Below are 18,902 nucleotides of genomic sequence, written 5' to 3'. Positions count from 1 at the left end.
CAGTAATCGTGTTGTTTAAATAGTAAACATTTATAAAATACACCGCTAATTTCTTATATTAATCCTAATTTATGAAATAAAATTTCATTTTTTCTGTTCCTTAGGCAGAAAATAAATTACAGTATAGACAAAATAGCCTAATATTTTTGCTCGTTATCATTAAAATATCGGTTAAAACTTTCGATACAGAAGATCTAGGATCAGACCATAATGAATATATTAGAAAAGATCACTAACGAACTAGACATGCTCAGTAAATCAGAACGAAAGGTAGCTGAAGTTATATTAGCGTCACCCGGTACTGTTATTCACTCAAGTATTGCGGCACTTGCCAAACAAGCCAATATCAGTGAACCAACCGTTAACCGCTTTTGTCGTCGTTTAGATACCAAAGGTTACCCTGACTTTAAATTACACCTAGCTCAAAGCTTAGCTAATGGTACGCCGTACGTTAATCGTCATGTTGATGAAAATGATACTGCTGATGAATATACCTCTAAGATATTTGAATCAACAATGGCTAGTCTTGAATTAGCACGTAAAAGTTTAGACTCTAATGATATCAATCGCTCTGTGGATTTATTGACTCAAGCCAACAAGATTTCATTTTTTGGTTTAGGTGCTTCTGCGATTGTCGCTCATGATGCACAAAATAAGTTTTTCCGCTTCAATGTGCCTGTTGTTTATTTTGATGACATCTTAATGCAACGTATGAGTGCTATAAATAGCCGCCAAGGTGATGTTGTTGTTGTTATCTCGCATACAGGACGTACAAAGTCACTTGTTGAAGTGGCCAGTTTAGCGAAAGAAAACGATGCCACAGTAATAGGTATCACCACAACAGGTACACCACTTGCCAAAGAATGTAACATCGTACTTTCAGTTGATGTGAGTGAAGATACCGATCTGTATATGCCAATGTCGTCACGTATTGCACAATTAGCCTTAATTGATGTGCTAGCGACCGGATTTACTTTACGTCGCGGTAGTAAATTTAGAGACAACCTGAAAAAAGTAAAAGATAGTTTGAGAAGTTCACGCTTCGAGAGAAAAGACTAATTGTAAATCGCTAATGCTTGAAACTGTATTTCAACCATCATTAATACAATAGATAAACCTATTTAAAACGTAATTAAAAACGTAAGAGGATTCCAATGCCTAGAAGAACGAAAATTGTTGCTACCTTAGGTCCGGCAACTGACGATAGAGAAATTTTAAAAAGTGTATTAGCTGCAGGAGTAAACGTAGTTAGACTCAATTTTTCTCACGGTATTCCACAAGACCATATTGATAGAGCAAACAATGTCAGAGCGATAGCAAAAGAACTTGGTATTTATGTTGGTATATTAGGTGACTTGCAAGGCCCTAAAATCCGTATTTCTACATTTAAAAATGGCCCGATTAAATTAGCTATTGGCGATAAATTTGAATTAGATGCCACGCTAGAAAAAGGTGAAGGCTGCCAAGAAAAAGTTGGTATCGATTATAAAAAATTAGTGCAAGATGTGAACACCGGTGACATCTTGTTACTTGACGATGGCCGTGTACAATTAAAAGTATTATCTACTTCTGATAATTCGGTATTTACGATAGTTACTGTTGGTGGCCCGTTATCAAATAACAAAGGCATTAACCGTCAAGGTGGTGGTTTAACTGCACCAGCCTTAACCGCTAAAGATAAAGAAGATATTAAATTAGCTGCCATTATCGATGTCGATTTTCTAGCAGTTTCATTCCCTCGTGATGCAGCAGATATGCGCGAAGCACGTTTACTCGCGCAAGAAGCTGGCTGCGATGCTCGTTTAGTCTCTAAAATTGAACGCGCTGAAGCGGTTAATGATGACAAAGTTCTTGATGGTATTATCTTAGCCTCAGATGTTGTTATGGTAGCTCGTGGTGATTTAGGTGTTGAGATTGGTGATGCTGCATTAGTTGGTAAGCAAAAGCATATTATTACTCGCTCTCGTCAATTGAATCGTGTCGTGATCACTGCAACACAGATGATGGAAACCATGATTGAGCAGCCTATGCCAACGCGTGCTGAAGTTATGGATGTGGCAAATGCTGTATTAGATGGTACTGACGCTGTTATGTTATCAGCAGAAACTGCAGCAGGTAAATATCCTGTTGAAACAGTGAAAGCAATGGCTAATGTTTGTGTTGGTGCTGAGCTACATCGCTCAGTTAATATTTCAAACCACAGAATTGAACTTACTTTTAGTGAAGTGTCAGAAACCATTGCCCTTTCTGCTATGTACGCTGCAAACCATTTAGAGGGTGTTAAAGCGATTATCTCTTTAACCGAATCAGGTCAAACAAGTAAGTTAATGTCACGCATTACTTCAGGTTTACCTATATTCTCATTATCTCGCCATCCAAAAACATTAAATAAAACAGCAATATACCGTGGCGTTTACCCTATTGAGTTTGATTCAACTCACGTAAATAATGACAATTTGTCTGACGAAATGTTAAAAGTAGTCAGTAGTCAAATTGATTTAGCTGTCGGTGATAAACTCATTTTAACCCATGGTGATATGATGGAAACAGTCGGCGCTTCGAATACTTTGAAAATACTAACGGTTACTAAAAAACACCTTAAGTAAAGTTCCATACTTAATGCTAAAAAGGCCATATGTTATCAACATATGGCCTTTTTTATATTTACGCTATCCAATTACCTGAATATGTATATTTTAGAAACTATTAGCAACTCATAATCAAGGCGTATATATTGATATATGATTATGCCAATTTAATTAACTTGTTGCTTACTTGCACTGGCTAAAATACGCCACATCAGCCTTGCTATCAATCCCAACTATCCCTTGTCCAAATCAATAACACAGCATAAAACACTTCTAAGCCAATTGGATCCTGCTTTTTCAAGTGAAACGGATATATAACTAGCTGTTATCTTTTTTCGCTAATTGCTCCGCAAGGTATAGCCATGTTGGTAATACGGTATCTGGGTTTAACGAAACACTATCAATGCCCTGCTCTACTAACCACGCAGCAAAGTCTTCATGATCTGAAGGTCCTTGACCACAAATCCCCACGTATTTACCTCGTGCTTTACAGGCTTTTATCGCCATCGCTAATAATATTTTAATCGCTGGGTCACGCTCATCAAATAAATGCGCAATTAAACCTGAGTCTCTATCTAAACCAAGCGTTAACTGAGTTAAATCGTTTGAACCTATAGAGAAACCATCGAAGTAATCAAGAAATTGATCAGCTAGTAGCGCATTGGACGGTAACTCACACATCATAATAATGCGTAAACCATTCTCGCCACGTTTTAAGCCATGCTCAGCTAAAATATCAATAACCGCGGCCGCTTCACCTAGAGTACGTACAAACGGGATCATGACTTCAACATTAGTTAAATCCATGTCGTTACGAACACGCTTTATCGCTTCACATTCAAGGGCAAAACAATCTCTGAAATCTTTAGAGATATAACGGGCGGCACCACGATAACCAATCATAGGGTTTTCTTCGTGCGGTTCATACGCTTCGCCGCCAACAAGATTAGCGTATTCGTTTGATTTGAAATCAGACATACGCACAATAACTTTCTCTGGAGAGTATGCTGCTGCTAACGTTGAAATACCTTCTGTTAGCTTAGCAATATAAAACTCAACCGGGTTATCATAACCCACGATAATTTCATTGATTTCGTCTTGTAACTCAGCAGACTGCGTATCAAAATTAAGCAGAGCTTTAGGGTGAATACCAATCATTTTATTGATGATAAATTCTAAACGCGCTAGACCAATACCAGCATGAGGTAAACGGGCAAAAGCAAAAGCTCTGTCTGGGTTACCCACATTCATCATGATTTTAAGTGGTAATTCTGGCATATCATTAATTTCAGACGTTTTCACGTCATAATCTAACTTGCCGCGGTAAATAAACCCAGTATCACCTTCGGCGCACGAAACGGTGACGTGATCGCCAGTGTTGATAAGCGCAGTTGCATTACCACAACCAACAACCGCTGGAATACCCATTTCACGTGCAATGATAGCAGCATGACAAGTTCTGCCACCACGATTAGTCACAATCGCTGAAGCACGCTTCATGATAGGCTCCCAATCAGGGTCGGTCATGTCAGTAACTAATACATCGCCAGGTAAGATTTTATCCATTTCAGCTAGTGACGATAAAACTTTAGCTTCACCGCTACCAATTTTGTGACCAATAGAACGACCTTCACAAACAACAGTTACATTATCGTTAGTTTGTAATTGGAACTGTTCCATTACATTGGCATTTTCACGACTTCTTACCGTTTCAGGACGTGCTTGAACAATATATAGCTTGCCATCTAAGCCATCTTTTGCCCATTCAATATCCATTGGATGGCCGTAATGGTTTTCGATGATTACCGCTTGTTTAGCCAATTCTTCAACTTCGCTATCTGTTAATGAAAAACGGTTAGAATCAGCTTGCTCTATATCAACAATTTCAACTTGTTTAGAATGCTCTTGGCTATCTGAGTAAACCATCTTGATAGCTTTGCTACCAATATTACGACGTACTACTGCAGGTTTTCCTTTAGCCAGCGTTGGTTTATGAACATAAAATTCATCAGGGTTTACCGCACCCTGTACCACCATTTCACCTAGGCCAAAGCTTGAGGTGATGAAAACAACTTGGTCAAAACCAGACTCAGTATCAATAGAGAACATAACACCAGAGGATGAAATATCACTACGTACCATTTGTTGAATACCAGCAGATAAGGCAACACCACGATGGTCATAGCCTTGGTGAACACGGTATGAAATAGCTCTGTCATTAAAAAGCGATGCAAATACATGCTTAATAGCAATCATGACTGCATCAAAACCACGAACGTTTAAAAAGGTTTCTTGTTGGCCAGCAAAAGAGGCATCTGGCATATCTTCTGCTGTGGCAGAAGAACGCACTGCAAAAGATGCATCGTCTGAGAAGTCACCGGCAAGTTTTGCATATGCAGCTTCAATATCACTCTGCATTTGTGGGAGAAATGGTGTATCAATAATCCATTGACGAATAACAGCACCACATTTACCTAGTGCACTAATATCGTCTACGTCTAAATCATCAAGGAGTTGGTAAATTTTTTCATTAATACCGCTTTGCTCTAAAAATTCATTAAATGCAAATGACGTAGTAGCAAACCCAGTAGGAACTTGCACACCAACATTCGCTAAGTTAGAAATCATCTCACCAAGTGATGCATTTTTACCGCCGACACGGTCTACATCATTCATGCCTAAGCTTTGATACCAAAGAACATTTTCTTGCACGTAACTTCTCCAAATTGGGGAATATCCATTCAACTTGACCATTAATAAATCAAGACGACGGGTATATAAAAATAAAATAGTTTGTTTATTTATTTGTAGCTAAATACCAATTCTATTAAATTTATTCACAACTCAGAGCTATATCAGCAGTTTAAGAACAAACTAAATTGATTTAGATTTAGTCGTTCTAAATCAAATAACTTTAGTGCAGTTATTAGATAGCTGATAGGCTCCCAAAGGGCAAGTTTAAAATACTTAAATGTTGCGTTATCGATTTTGATAAGAGAATAACCATTATCTTCAATCAATGCCTTACCTTTAAGTGTTTTAACTCTTGCTGAGTGGGAAATAACTTAATAGACTTGGTATACATACATTCTACACTGCCAGTTGTACAAACTAAAAGACAAAAAGAAATATAAGTTAAAAGTTTTCAGTCTAACTTTCATAACAAAGTTATCACTACTAAATAACTATTCAATAAGAAGAATTAAATATGCGATCAGCTTTTTATATCTCGGATGGTACCGCCATAACATCTGAAGTTTTCGGTCATGCACTACTGTCACTTTTCCCGACTGAATTTCAGCATCATACCATTTCGTTTGTTGAAACAACCGAGAAAGCCCTTGCTGCAAAAGAGCGTATTAACAAAGCGACTAACCGCGCAGGTCAACCTGCTTTAGTATTTCATACCTTTGTTAATAACGATGCGCGTGAAATTATTGAGAGCTGTGATGCGGTTCTTTATAACTTTTTAGACCCCTTTATTGCCCCTCTTGAAAAAGAGTTAGCAATAAAAGCCAAACCTAAAACCCATAGAACACATAGTATTCATGAAAATAGTTATGATTACCGAATTGAAGCGGTGAACTACGCTTTAAATAATGACGATGGTTCAAACGTCACTAATTATGAAGATGCTGATGTGATTTTAGTCGGTGTTTCACGTTCAGGAAAAACCCCCAGCGCCCTCTATTTAGCATTGCAATATGGCATAAAAGCGGCAAATTACCCTTTTACCGATGATGATATGGAAGAGCTTAAAATCCCGATTTTTTTGAAACCTTTTCATAAGAAATTGTTCGGCTTAACCATAGATGCACAGCGCCTAATCGATATAAGAGATGGCCGAATGGCTAACAGTAAATATTCATCGGCAAGGCAATGTCGTATGGAAGTAAGAGAAGTAGAAAAGCTTTATAAAAATGAGAAGATACCTTTCATTAATACCACCAAGTTTTCTGTTGAAGAAATCACCGCTAAAATACTGGCTGAAACTGGCTTACAGCGTTATAAGTATTAAATTAAATAACGAATAACCGACTCATATCAATTTATCGGTCAGTTATTCTATTTTTATTGCTTTATATTAACTTAAATCTGTAATAACAGTTCACATTAGCGACTAATTTAGCTATGTTATCGCGCATAAATTAGTTTATTCGCGGCATGTTGTTCGCCCATAAAAAAGCCAAGCTAATACCCAACTAAAACCAAACATATATTAGAGTTTCATGACTATTAAAACTGATGAGTTACGCACTACGCTAATTGAAAATTTAGCCTCTCCTGCGCAACTTGCTGAACAAATACCTTTGAGTACTGCGACAGCAGATTTTATTATGCAAAGCCGCAAAGAAATTGAAGCGGTCATAAGTGGTGAAGACAAGCGTTTATTAGTAATTATCGGCCCTTGTTCTATTCACGACACTACCGCTGCTATTGATTACGCTAAAAAGCTTGCCGTTTTACGTGACAAGTATAAAAATGAATTACTCATTGTTATGCGTGTTTACTTTGAGAAACCGCGTACCACTGTAGGTTGGAAAGGCTTAATTAGCGACCCTGATTTAGACAAGTCATTTCATGTTGCTAAAGGCTTAAAGCTTGCCCGAAACTTGTTAGTCGAAATTAATGACTTAGGATTACCTGCAGGTACCGAATTTTTAGATATGGTTACCGGTCAGTATATCTCTGACTTAATAAGCTGGGGCGCTATTGGCGCACGTACGACTGAAAGCCAAGTACACCGTGAATTAGCCTCTGCACTATCTTGCCCTGTTGGTTTTAAAAATGGTACTGATGGTAATGTTAAAATTGCCCTTGACGCAATTCAAGCATCAAGTGTCCCGCATGTATTATATTCGCCTGATAAAAGTGGCCAAATGTGTATCTACCAAACCCATGGTAATCCATTTGCTCACGTCATTTTACGTGGCGGTAAAGTACCTAATTATCATGCTGCTGATATTAAAGATACTTGCCAAAGACTTGAAAAAGCCTCATTACCGCAAAGCATTATGGTTGATTGTAGTCATGGTAATAGCTATAAAGATCACAACAAACAAATTGATGTTGCTCGTTCGATAGCTGAGCAAATAAGTCAAGGCGAAGACAGTCTATTTGGTGTGATGATTGAAAGCTTTTTAGAAGAAGGTAATCAAGCTGTTAAGGCAAACACACCATTAACTTACGGAAAAAGCATTACTGATGCTTGTATTAATTTAGCCGTAAGTGATGACATTTTAGCGTTATTGGCTGATTCAGTTAAAACGCGTTTCGTTTAAACCAAGACTATCGCTTACTTATTTCTTTAATGAACAGAAAAATAAGTAAAGGTATAATTATACAGATGAAAAAGCCTCGTTCTACGTAAGGCATTACCCCTTTGCAGGGACTTTAATTTATTTTTACTGCAAAGCATCAATAACAATGTGGCCTAGCAAGTTAGTGTAGTAATCCGGATGCCTAGAATATATTTTCTAGGTGTTTTTTTTGCTTAAATTTTGATCTTTTGAATAGTTATGACTTTATTGACAGGCTCAGGATATGTGTTCTTCTAATAGTATTTTCCTTATAGTAAATTAGAACAATAAGAGGCACCTCTAAAATGAAAGGTGCTACTTAATGATCATCGACAACATTGGACCAAATGAGTTTGCTTAAGCATAACGCCCTATAGCAACCTAAGCAATTAGTGCTCTTATAAATACTCTCTTAAGAAGGATAGATATTTATCTGATGAACTGATGCGATTCGCCTATTTACTAAAACCATGGCCTTCATCGTCAAATACTAGGGAGTCTACGTGAGGGCCACCGCCACGAATAGCTTCAACCATTTCGTCACTTTGTAGTATCTTTGTTAACATAGAGCTAGTGAGTAATTGAGCCTTCTTCAGTTAGCCAAAGAACTAAAGCGCTCCGCGGTATTGGGGTTATTGGCTAATCCTTTAAATCCTTTAACCTTTCATATTCTTTTCTACTCTTAGTATTGAGGCATTTCGCCTCAATTAACGAGGAGTTTTAACATGTTTTTTGCTACTTATTTTGATCCTGAACTGAGCCGACGTTTCACTGAAGACATGGTTATCCGTAATTTTACGGCTAAAACACAGATAGATTATGTCCGAGCACTAAATCGTTTATGTGAATATTTGAAACATTCACCTAAAGACGCTACCCGTGACAATTTGCGCGAGTTCCAATTGTTTTTAGTTGAAGACGGTGCAACAGGGACAACTATTAATTGCTCCCTTTCTGGTTTGAGGTTTTTATATAATGTCACGTTAGATAATCCGCAGTTACTCACCAAATTAATCACTGTTTCGGTCGCACGTAAATTACCCATTATTTTGAGTCTAGAAGAGATAAAGCTGTTCCTTGCGACAGCTGCTCATCCTAAATATCATGCTGCATTTTCTGTTGCTTATGGTGCAGGGCTTCGCGTTAGCGAAGTCGTTTCTCTTAAAGTCTCAGATATAGACAGTGAGCTTATGGTACTTCGTGTTGAACAAGGTAAAGGAAGCCGAGACAGATACGCTATGTTATCTCCTGCGCTACTCGACCATTTACGACATTGGTGGTTGTTTGCTAATAAACATGGGCAAATGCATCGTGAAGGTTGGTTGTTTCCAGGTCTTAATCCGATTAATCATATGACGAGTCGTCAGCTTGCTAGAATTTGTAGAACAACGGCTAAGGACGCTGGTATTAATAAAAAGGTATCGATGCATACCTTACGTCACTATGTCTTGCAAGACATAGACGTCACAGCTTTGCTACACATTTACTTGAAGCGCATGTTGATATACGTGTCATACAGGTCTTGCTTGGGCATGCTAAATTAGGTAGCACGGCTTTATATGCTCCGGTCCCCGCTAGGGTAATAGTCATGTCGAAAGAATGTAGATATTTGCATGCAACTTCCTTGTTGATGCCAAATAGTGCTATTGTTTACTGAAAGCTATAACGAACACCTACGCTATAACGAGGGCCATATTGATTAGCAAATAAGAACTGCTCCTCATAACGGCCAAAGCCTTGTTCAGTTTCATCATTAAGGTTAATACCTTCAAAAAACACGGTGAAACGATCAGTAACATCGTAGTTAATGCTCATATCCCATTGACCAAATTCTTTGGCAAATTGTGGCGGGTTATCTGACGAACCTTGAGACTGACCAACACCCAGTAAGAACTCATCGCGCCATGCATATGTTACTTTAACCGACAAACCATGCTTTTCATAAAAAGCTTGGAAGTTAGCTGAGTTACTTAAACCGTCTAGTGGTGTTTGTTGATTGAGGCTTTCAACATCAAATTCAACATCGCCTTCAACTAAGGTGCCATTGATACCAAAACCAAAACCGGTTTCACCAATTAAATGTTGCAGTGCAAGTTCAACACCATAAACATTTTTAGTATCTGGGGCATTAGAAGGACGTGAAATATCCCATAACATCGCAGGGTCACTTGACGTAGGTACTAAATAACCTTGGTCATTAAGTGATGAACCGTTGGCTTGAATTTGAGCAAAGATTGCATCATTGGTTGCTTGATCACCTCGACCTTCAATATCACTAACCGCTTGATCCCAACGAGGTCCTTGGTAGATATCATAAAAACCATCAATGGTTGTTTCTACTATCTCACTACCAATAAAGTTTTTAACATCTTTATTGAAATAGCCAATCGACGCATAACTGCCTTCGCCATAATAGTATTCAAGACTTAAATCAAAGTTAGTTGACTCATAAGGTTGTAAGTTGGTATTACCTTCACCACCCGTACGAGAACCTATTCTTGTACTTGCACCTAAGCTTCTGCCACCCGCTAATGAGCCTAATGGTGCACGAGCAATAGTTTTACCCCAAGAAACTCGCCCGACTAGATCGTCAGTTAAATCAAGTTTAATGTCTATCATAGGTAAGAACACATCATGTTCGCCTGTCATTTCCAGGAAGTCATTACCTGGTAAATATTGCGTATGCCATTCGCTACCACCTTGCCACCAAACATCCGTAGGGATTGCTTGTAAAACAGAACTGGTTACATCAGTTTGCTCATAACGCATACCAGCATTAATTTGTACGGTAATATCAGAAACATCAAATTCCCAAGCAGTATCAATATAAATACTACTGGTCTCTTCTGTTACAGAACCTTCATTAAGAATACTACCCTCACGATAGGCTGTTGCGGCAAAATAATCATCGCCTAATAAATCCTCATTTAAAAAGTTCGCTGAACGCGAAGCGACCTCATCAAAGTCAAAGCTGTAATAATAATGTGGAGATAAATCACTACCACCACCATTAAAAGCATCGAGGAAGTCATTAGTATCATGGCGAGTAAACATGCCATCAGGAAAAATTTCTGGCCATGATGGATTAAATAAGAAACCACCGATTAAGCCACTCCAGGCGCTTGACCCTGACATCTCTTGTTCGGTGCGGGCGATACCAAATTTAACATCGACCAGACCGATATCAAAAGAATCTATCTCCCAAATACCATCAAGTTGAACCTGTTCAACACTCGATTCGCCTGGTGAATGTACAAACTGGCTAAAATGAGAATCGATTTCACTTGGTGCTAGTTCATTAGTACCGTTATTCCATAAGATTTCAGCATGAGGTATTTCGCCCGTTCTGTAATCATAGAATTTATTTTGTAGTTGATCCGAGCCTAATACTAATGAGCCATTGCTTCCTAAACCTTCATCGGCACCATTATCGATATCATTGGTTGAGTTATGGTAATCAAGTGTCAAAAAGATAGTATCATTTACTTGCCAATCGATATTAAGACCAACGGATTGTTCGTTAACTTCCGTGGTATTTCTTGAGGCTGTATACGATCCATCATTCCCACTCATTTCAGCATAAATTGCAGTACCATTTTCATCAATTTCATAGGCATTAATGTTTCCGCCATAATCATTCCACATACCCCAACCCAGTGAGTTAGAAGCAGTTGTTGCTTGAGTACCTGTATAATCTAAAGAAATAACCAAATCGTCTATCGGGGTATATTGCACAACCGCATGACCATTAATACGCTCACGTTGCACATTATTAATGCCATAGTTCATATCACGAGGAAAAAAATGATTTCCAATACGCTCACCGTCATCATCTAATGGACGAGGATCAATTACTTTTGATTCATCTAAGTTTGAAGGTAAAGCGACATTCGCTTGCCAACCTTGGATGTTAGCACTTTGTTGCTGAAAGTCTCTGCGATGGTAATTAGCAGAAAAACCAAAACCAAAGCTATCATCGGCAAAGGTATTAGAATATAACGCTGAAAACTCTGGTGTTACATTGTCGCCTTCAACATTAGAGGTGTCATGCATCGCTTTAGCTGACAAAGATAACTTTTCACCAGGGCTAGACAAAGGTTTGCTAGTAACAATGTTTACTGTTGCGCCCATGCCACCGGTTGGGTTTGATGCTTTCCCGGTTTTATAAACTTCTAGTGCTGAAACACCGTCTGACGAGAGGTTTTCAAAGCTGTAAGAACGGCTGTTACCTGTACCTGGCATTTGTCGGCCGTTTAAGGTAACTAAGTTAAATCGAGGCCCAAAACCACGTACCGTTATTTGGCTACCCTCACCATTACTACGACTTACCGTAACACCGGTAATACGTTGCAATGATTCCGCTAGGTTAGTATCAGGGAATTTACCCATTTCTTCTGCTGAAATGGCGTCAACTACGCCAGACATGTCTCTTTTAACATTCATTGAACGGATTAAGCTACCTTTAATACCTGTTACTTCAATGATTTCCAATTCATCTTTATCTGCTACCTTTGCTTCATCAGCAAATACTGGTAAAGAAAAAGCGGTACCTAACATCATAGCAATTGACGTCGCTATTCTTGTTTTTTTTAAATCAGTTGTTTTCATAACTTACCTACCATTTACTTTATGTTATCGCTGTATAGAAACATTGAAGACATATACAGCTGGAAAACGGGCGCTGATGCGCCCAACACACTTAGGGTTTAATTGCGTTATTTGTTCACATAACGAATATTATCGAACTTAACGGTCATAATCCCTGTAGGCTCCATAACAAATGGGTTAATTATATTAGTCGCGTCAGCAAAACCATTCTCAAATGCATTTCCGTCAGCAAGTAAGGTTTGCAAATTAATTCTGACTTCTTGCCATTCACCTAACGCTGAGGAATCAACAACAACATCACTCACATTAGGCCAACCGCTATCTAGTTTTATATAGAGTTCAACACCTGCATCGGCACTAACGACATACATATCGAAAACTAATTCACTGAAAACGCCATAACCGCTGATATCAAATGGAGCAGCTGAACTATCAAGGTACCAGTTACCTGTCCCGCCTGTTTTAACGACTTCAATCACATTGCCACGGTCAACTTCAGCAATTTCATTTGCTACAACAAAGCCGTCCGGGTTATAGCTATTAAAGGTGATGTTGCCAGTGACAGCATCGTCATACAAAGCTATATCTACCTCACTACTACCTGGTGTTTCATAACGAATATTATCGAACTTAACAGTCATTATCCCTGTAGGTTCCATAACAAATGGGTTAACTATATTAGTCGCGTCAGCAAAACCAGTTTCAAATGCATTTCCGTCAGCAAGTAAGGTTTGCAAATTAATTCTGACTTCTTGCCATTCACCTAACATTGATGAATCAACGATAACATCACTTACATTAGGCCAACCGCTGTCTAGTTTTATATAAAGCTCCACACCTGCATCAGCACTCACGACAAACATATCGAAAACTAACTCACTTCCCGCAGGATAAAGGCTGATATCGAACGGAGCAGCTGAACTTTCAAGATACCAGTTACCCGTTGCGCCTGTTTTAACTACTTCAATCACATTGCCACGGTCACCTTCAGCCATTTCAGTTGCTGCAACAAAGCCGTCCGGGTTATAGCTATTAAAGACGATATCGCCAGTTACAGCATCGTCATACAACATAGTAACCACTTTGGTACCACTACCACTCTCACCTGCGGCAACAATGCGAACGTTATCAATTTGAGCAACAAAGTCCTTCTGATTTCCCCAGGTAGGGAAGAATGCTAATGGTGTATTCACATTAGATAGCTCTAAAGTAGAACCTGGGGTAGCGACCAAGTCTGCTAACAGTATGCTGTAAGATGTCCATACGCCTTGCGCAGGTTTATCGATAGCGTAATCGCCTGAACTACATGGGTGTACACAATCCATTTTGATAACAAAGCCATCAGCGCCGTTATCGTTAACCACAAAAATATCAAATTCAAGTGTGGCATAACCTCTAAAGTCTTCTACATCGCCTGGAGCAAGCTGGAAATAACCTAGTCCTTCATCTGTGTTAAAGGTGAACTGTTTAACAATGCCGTGGTCACCACCTAAATCAAGCTCTTCAATGGCAATTTCACCACTAGCAGCATAATGGCCAGCTACAAAATCGGTATCTGTATCACTAAACACGTCAAAGATAGCACCAGGAGCAACCGGGATTGCTGCTACAGGAGGGTTAGGAGCAGCACCTAGGACTAAAGCACCTTCAGGATAGTCTTCAGTTGCTTCTTGATCATAACCACCACGAACCGTTTCGCAGCCTTTGCCCGTATCAGTATTTTGAATACATTCATAAACACGTATATAGTCAATTTCAAAGGTTTGACCATTTTCAAAAGCAGTTGGGTCAACATTCATATTGTTGGTATTTTCAGCCCAATCACCGCCAACAGCATTATTTAGAATCATAAAAAACTGTTGGTCGTATGGTGCATTATCCCAATACGTCGTTAAATCACCGGTAACTGCATCATAATATTCAGCAAACCAACCTCTATGATTCAAACCTAAAACTTCACCGTCAGCTTTAGTCTTTAGCTCAGATTTACGTTGCGTAGCATATAAGTAGTTGTCTACATACCAACGAATCTCCCCTTCTTGCCACTCTATTGCATAAACATGAAAATCATCGGCAGGGTTAACCGCATCAGGCAAGCTATAAGACTTTCCTGAACGTGCGTTGTCTGGCCAGCTTTCGCCATAATGCAAGGTGCCATGAATGTTATTTTCAGCGATACCTTCTTCATTAACCACTTTCAGGTTAACGGTTTCAACAATATCGATTTCACCTGAATGTGGCCAACCACCATAAACCTCATCTGTTGGCATCATCCAAAACGCCGGGAAACTACCTTGTCCGAATGGCATTTTGGCTTTTACTTCAAAACGACCATATTTAAAATCTGCTTTGTTTTTACTGATAATACGTGCTGATGTGTAAGGCTGAACAGGGTTTTCATCGACAGCAGGTAAGGCTACAAGCTTAAGTGTGCCATCGCTAACAAACGAATTTTCAGCATTCTCGGTATAACATTGCTTTTCGTTGTTACCGCCACCGGTACAGTTAACTTCGTGAGTCCAGTTGTTCGTTTGAATTTCCGTACCGTCAAACTCATCACTCCATACCAACTGCCAGTCAGTAACAGGTTGTTGAGGATCGATAACAGTAAGGTCTGTTTTTGTTTCTACATCGCCACACGCCATCAATGATGATGCTGTGGCTATAATGCACAATTGTGTAATTTTCTTTGCAACTTTAATCATAATTTGTTTTCCAAATACCTGACTAGTTTTGTTGTATCACTGCATTAATAATATTTTATTTTTAATGGTTTATTAATTGAGTGATTTGAATGTTAAGCAAGTACATTAATTAAATGTACTACTGCTCCCCTAGAATCATCGTGGTTTAAATAACAAATGGTTACAATTGATATGCGGCATGGCGTGATACGAACGGGATGTTATCGTTTTAACGTCAAGGATTACGACAAAGCGATATAGTTTTACGATAAGAGGGTTAATCGCTGCGAACTCTTGTGTTAACAACCGTAAACCGCAGCTAAACTTGTTTAGATTTAACAAGTGCTTGAATAGCGGAACTGAAATTTCGACTCACTTTAAGCTGAACATCATCACCCAGCGCTAAAATGCTCTCACGATTCCTAAGAGAGCGAATGCTTTTAATGCAGGTAACATTCACTAAAGTTGATTTGTGAATACGCTTAAACACCCGTTCATCGAGTTGCTGTTCTAGCTTTTTCATGGTGATACGAACAATATGTGTCTCTTTATCTGTATGAACACACATGTAATCCCCCGCCGCATCAATCCAGCGAATATCTGTTACCGGTAAGAACACCTTTTCATTATCACTATTTTTAATCACCAGTTCCTGACAATAAGTGGTCGGTAAGGGTTCATCTGAGCCAAGCCAATCTTCCAGTTCAGAAATAGCAACACCTGAGCTTTCACCCAGAGCTTTTAATAATTTATATTTTTCTTTGGCCTGCTCTTTATCACTATTTTCAGGACTACGGCGTTCTAAAATACGGGCAACCGTTTTCTTCAAACGACCAAGGTTAGCCGGTTTTAATACATAATCAATGGCATTTAATTCAAAAGCATCCAGTGCAAATTCACCATAAGCGCTAACAAAAACGATCATAGGTATAATGTCTGCCTGTAATGCTTGCACCACTTCAATACCATTTAAGCCAGGCAGTTGCAGATCTAGAAACAGTACATCAGGGCTAAGTTCATGGCATAATTTAATCGCCTGATCTCCATCGCTCGCTTCGCCAATCACATTAAGTTCAGGTATTTTTTCAAGCCTAAGCCTAAGCCCTTCTATTGCTAAAGGCTCATCATCAACAATGACGGCAGTTAATGGTTTATCAATCATAGACATTTCTTTCTTGGCATAATTACTTCTCAATAGGCATCGCTATTTCTACCGTGGCACCTTCTTCAGGCTTAGCGATTAAATTAATTTCATAGTCACCATTAAACATAGCATCTAACCTTGCTTTGGTATTACTTATACCAATACCAAAGCCTTTTTCAGCTTTCTCATTTTCTCCATAACCGTCATCTAATACCTTAAGCAGTAATCGATTATGAGTACATATGGCTGTAATGGTGATTTTCCCACCTTTTTTTCTAGGCTCTATAGCGTACTTAATAGCATTCTCAACCAAGGGCTGTAATAACATATTGGGTACTTGGCAGGTTTTTGCTGATTCACTGATCTTTAGCTGAACATTTAAACGTTCACCAAAACGTACTTTTTCAATAGAAAGGTAAAGCTCTAGCAGCTCAATCTCTTTCTTTAAGGTGGTTTTACTCTTGGCTTTGAAATCTAAAGTGTAACGGAAAAATTCGCACAGCTTATCTAACATTTCATTGGCCTTATCATTTTCATTTTTCAAAATAAGCGTTGAAATAGCGTTCATAGTATTAAACATAAAATGCGGATTTAATTGATACCTGAGCATTTGCAGTTGCGCATCTTTTGCCAAGGTTTGTGCCTTTAATAATCGTTCATGCTCTTTTTGCAGTTTAGCGTTATAGAGCATAATAAAAAATATCGATGTCCAAGCAAACATGGTGGTTAAAGAGAACATTAACCAGCCACCAAACTCCAACATATCCCAAGCTTCATTCCACTGCTGGTTATAGACAATAACTTTAAAGCTACTGAGTTTAATAACATTGTAGATAAGGCCTAAAAATGCGGCAAAAGTAAAACTAAAAAACAAGGTCTTTTTAAGAGGAAGATGCACTATTTTGCCAATAAATAGCCACTGTAAATACGATAAGAAAAAACCACTCATCGTTTCAGCAACGAGGTTGGCTATTTGTCCGGAGAGATTGAAACCGACAGTGTCTAGTTGAGGATGAATGATCGCCAAAAAGACCACCAGTGCATAACCTGACCAGCCAGCTATTTGTAAAGTCCAAAATTGGTGGCTTTGTCTTGAGAAAACTTTTGATTCTAATTCGAGAAAACTTTCATTACGATATTCGTTTAATACGGTATTACTTTTCATAGGAAATAGCTAAAGAATTACTTTTATTTTAATTACTATAGCAACGTTATAATAAAACACGTCCACAAGTCACTATTTACGACAAAACGTGCTTTAAATACGACAACAAGGACTCAATACCTCGCTAAAAAAACGCCTGCAACCCTGTTTGTGCTCGACCTAAGATCAAGGCATGAACATCATGGGTGCCCTCATAGGTATTTACTGCTTCAAGATTCATCACATGACGGATAATATGAAATTCATCACTAATACCGTTATCACCATGCATATCGCGCGCTTGTCTAGCAATATCGAGCGCTTTGCCACAGGAATTACGTTTGATCAATGAAATAGCTTCAGGCGCTAAATTGCCGGCATCCATCAAACGTCCTGCTTGCAAGCAAGCCAATAGACCTGTGCTAATCTCGGTTTGCATATCAGCGAGTTTCTTTTGAATGAGTTGCGTTGCCGCTAGGGTTTACCAAACTGTTCTCTATCAAGGGTATATTGGCGCGCGCCATGCCAACAAAATTCAGCCGCGCCTAACTCCCCCCAAGCACTGCGATAACCACTATCAACCCGCTCAACTTCACGAGCAATCAAACCATAACTAACATAGTTAATACCCGCACAGCCGTATTTCTCTTCAGTGGTCACCTACCGATTATTGGGTGGTCAAAGTAAATATTAGTTACTGGCAGTGTTAAAAATTAATCACTGGCATAAGTGATGTAATTGAGTGGAAAAACTAATGTAATTATCCAGTAACTGCTAATACTTTACTTAAGCCTTTAACAGGCTTTATTACAGGTTCTTTTCTTTACTACAGAATAGTTATTTTCTTGCTTCAGATAATAGTCCCTGTATTTTATGCCAATAAAGCTCGTAAGCCCCACGTTGTTCATCAATCCAATTATCTTTGTTCGATTCCGGCAGTCGGCACCATTTATTATCTTTGGGAATATAGGAAGCCTCAGCATTTATGTTAAGCCTTTTTTATTGCCTGTTATTTAATAACCACCTAACTGAATGAAGATTTTTAAAACTAATTTTACAGTTCAAGTATCGCGAACTTGCTCACTAAATTTACTCGTTCCGCTAAAACCCTATCCCACATGTTCTATGCCGTATGAATCCAACAACTTAAAAAGCACTCTAACTTGTAAATGTACCGCTTCACCTTTTCATAATCGTAAATGTAACGATTCAACTGATCTCGATAGTTAAAGTGGTTAATTAATGTATTGTAAATTTCAGACTTAGTTTAGCTGTTTACTTGTACGTTCTATCAATTGAACAATTTTAACTTTGCTTATTTAAAAAATGAAAAAACACAAAAAAAATACTAATAACAATATATTGATAGATGTTTTTGCTAAGAAACAATTGACTGCAAGCCAATGATTTTAAGGTGAAAATAAACTGTCACAT

11 protein-coding genes and 2 pseudogenes are annotated in these 18,902 nt (G+C 38.5%); 6 read left to right on the top strand and 7 right to left on the bottom strand.

From position 1 onward, the window contains the following. Nucleotides 1–210: 210 nt before the first annotated feature. Nucleotides 211–1,059, top strand: coding sequence for a MurR/RpiR family transcriptional regulator (locus CXF71_RS10640; protein WP_101232932.1), 849 nt, complete (start codon nt 211–213; stop codon nt 1,057–1,059). Between the two features lie 95 nt (nt 1,060–1,154). After that, nucleotides 1,155–2,606 (top strand): pyruvate kinase, encoded by a 1,452-nt coding sequence (gene pyk, locus CXF71_RS10635; RefSeq protein ID WP_101232931.1) that lies wholly within the window; start codon nt 1,155–1,157, stop codon nt 2,604–2,606. Nucleotides 2,607–2,906: 300 nt separating this feature from the next. Here pyk and ppsA read toward each other — a convergent pair whose 3' ends face one another. After that, a complete protein-coding gene (gene ppsA / locus CXF71_RS10630) occupies nt 2,907–5,300 on the bottom strand; it encodes a phosphoenolpyruvate synthase (protein ID WP_101232930.1) in 2,394 nt (797 codons plus the stop codon). A 496-nt stretch (nt 5,301–5,796) separates the two neighbouring features. Here ppsA and ppsR point away from each other — a divergent pair, with 496 nt between their 5' ends. The 4 genes from ppsR (at nt 5,797) to CXF71_RS21950 (ending at nt 9,545) form a co-directional block, all read left to right on the top strand. After that, on the top strand, nt 5,797–6,606 hold the full coding sequence (gene ppsR, locus CXF71_RS10625) for a posphoenolpyruvate synthetase regulatory kinase/phosphorylase PpsR (RefSeq protein ID WP_101232929.1): 810 nt from the start codon (nt 5,797–5,799) through the stop codon (nt 6,604–6,606). Nucleotides 6,607–6,817: 211 nt separating this feature from the next. Further along, the gene (locus tag CXF71_RS10620; protein ID WP_101232928.1) at nt 6,818–7,870 is read left to right on the top strand and encodes a 3-deoxy-7-phosphoheptulonate synthase; all 1,053 of its coding nucleotides are present in this window, start codon (nt 6,818–6,820) and stop codon (nt 7,868–7,870) included. Between the two features lie 743 nt (nt 7,871–8,613). After that, on the top strand, nt 8,614–9,432 hold the full coding sequence (locus tag CXF71_RS10615) for a tyrosine-type recombinase/integrase (protein WP_101232927.1): 819 nt from the start codon (nt 8,614–8,616) through the stop codon (nt 9,430–9,432). After that, a complete protein-coding gene (locus CXF71_RS21950) occupies nt 9,393–9,545 on the top strand; it encodes a hypothetical protein (RefSeq protein ID WP_442871929.1) in 153 nt (50 codons plus the stop codon). Before CXF71_RS10615 ends, CXF71_RS21950 begins: the two co-directional genes overlap by 40 nt. On the opposite strand, the gene CXF71_RS10605 is transcribed toward CXF71_RS21950, so the two are convergent. From CXF71_RS10605 to CXF71_RS21890, 6 genes and pseudogenes are all read right to left on the bottom strand, one after another. After that, nucleotides 9,539–12,496 (bottom strand): TonB-dependent receptor, encoded by a 2,958-nt coding sequence (locus CXF71_RS10605; RefSeq protein ID WP_101232925.1) that lies wholly within the window; start codon nt 12,494–12,496, stop codon nt 9,539–9,541. The two genes, CXF71_RS21950 and CXF71_RS10605, sit on opposite strands and share 7 nt — an antisense overlap. Before the next feature lie 107 nt (nt 12,497–12,603). After that, entirely contained in the window at nt 12,604–15,201 is a 2,598-nt protein-coding gene (locus tag CXF71_RS10600) for a glycoside hydrolase family 16 protein (protein ID WP_101232924.1), read from the bottom strand. Nucleotides 15,202–15,499: 298 nt separating this feature from the next. Further along, entirely contained in the window at nt 15,500–16,342 is an 843-nt protein-coding gene (locus tag CXF71_RS10595; protein WP_232771446.1) for a LytR/AlgR family response regulator transcription factor, read from the bottom strand. 22 nt (nt 16,343–16,364) lie between these two features. Further along, nucleotides 16,365–17,489 carry a sensor histidine kinase gene (locus CXF71_RS10590; RefSeq protein ID WP_101232923.1) on the bottom strand — a complete coding sequence of 375 codons (1,125 nt, stop codon included), beginning with the start codon at nt 17,487–17,489 and terminating at the stop codon, nt 16,365–16,367. Nucleotides 17,490–17,613: 124 nt separating this feature from the next. Further along, nucleotides 17,614–18,038, bottom strand: a pseudogene (locus CXF71_RS10585) (acyl-CoA dehydrogenase family protein); the annotation flags it as partial. Between the two features lie 33 nt (nt 18,039–18,071). After that, a pseudogene (locus tag CXF71_RS21890) lies at nt 18,072–18,128 on the bottom strand (hypothetical protein); the annotation flags it as partial. Nucleotides 18,129–18,902: the final 774 nt, after the last annotated feature.

The sequence above is a fragment of the Colwellia sp. 12G3 genome, assembly GCF_002836775.1.
Classification (GTDB): domain Bacteria; phylum Pseudomonadota; class Gammaproteobacteria; order Enterobacterales; family Alteromonadaceae; genus Colwellia.
Note: the sequence above shows the minus strand (reverse complement) of the source record. Positions and strands in the feature narration are given on the sequence as shown.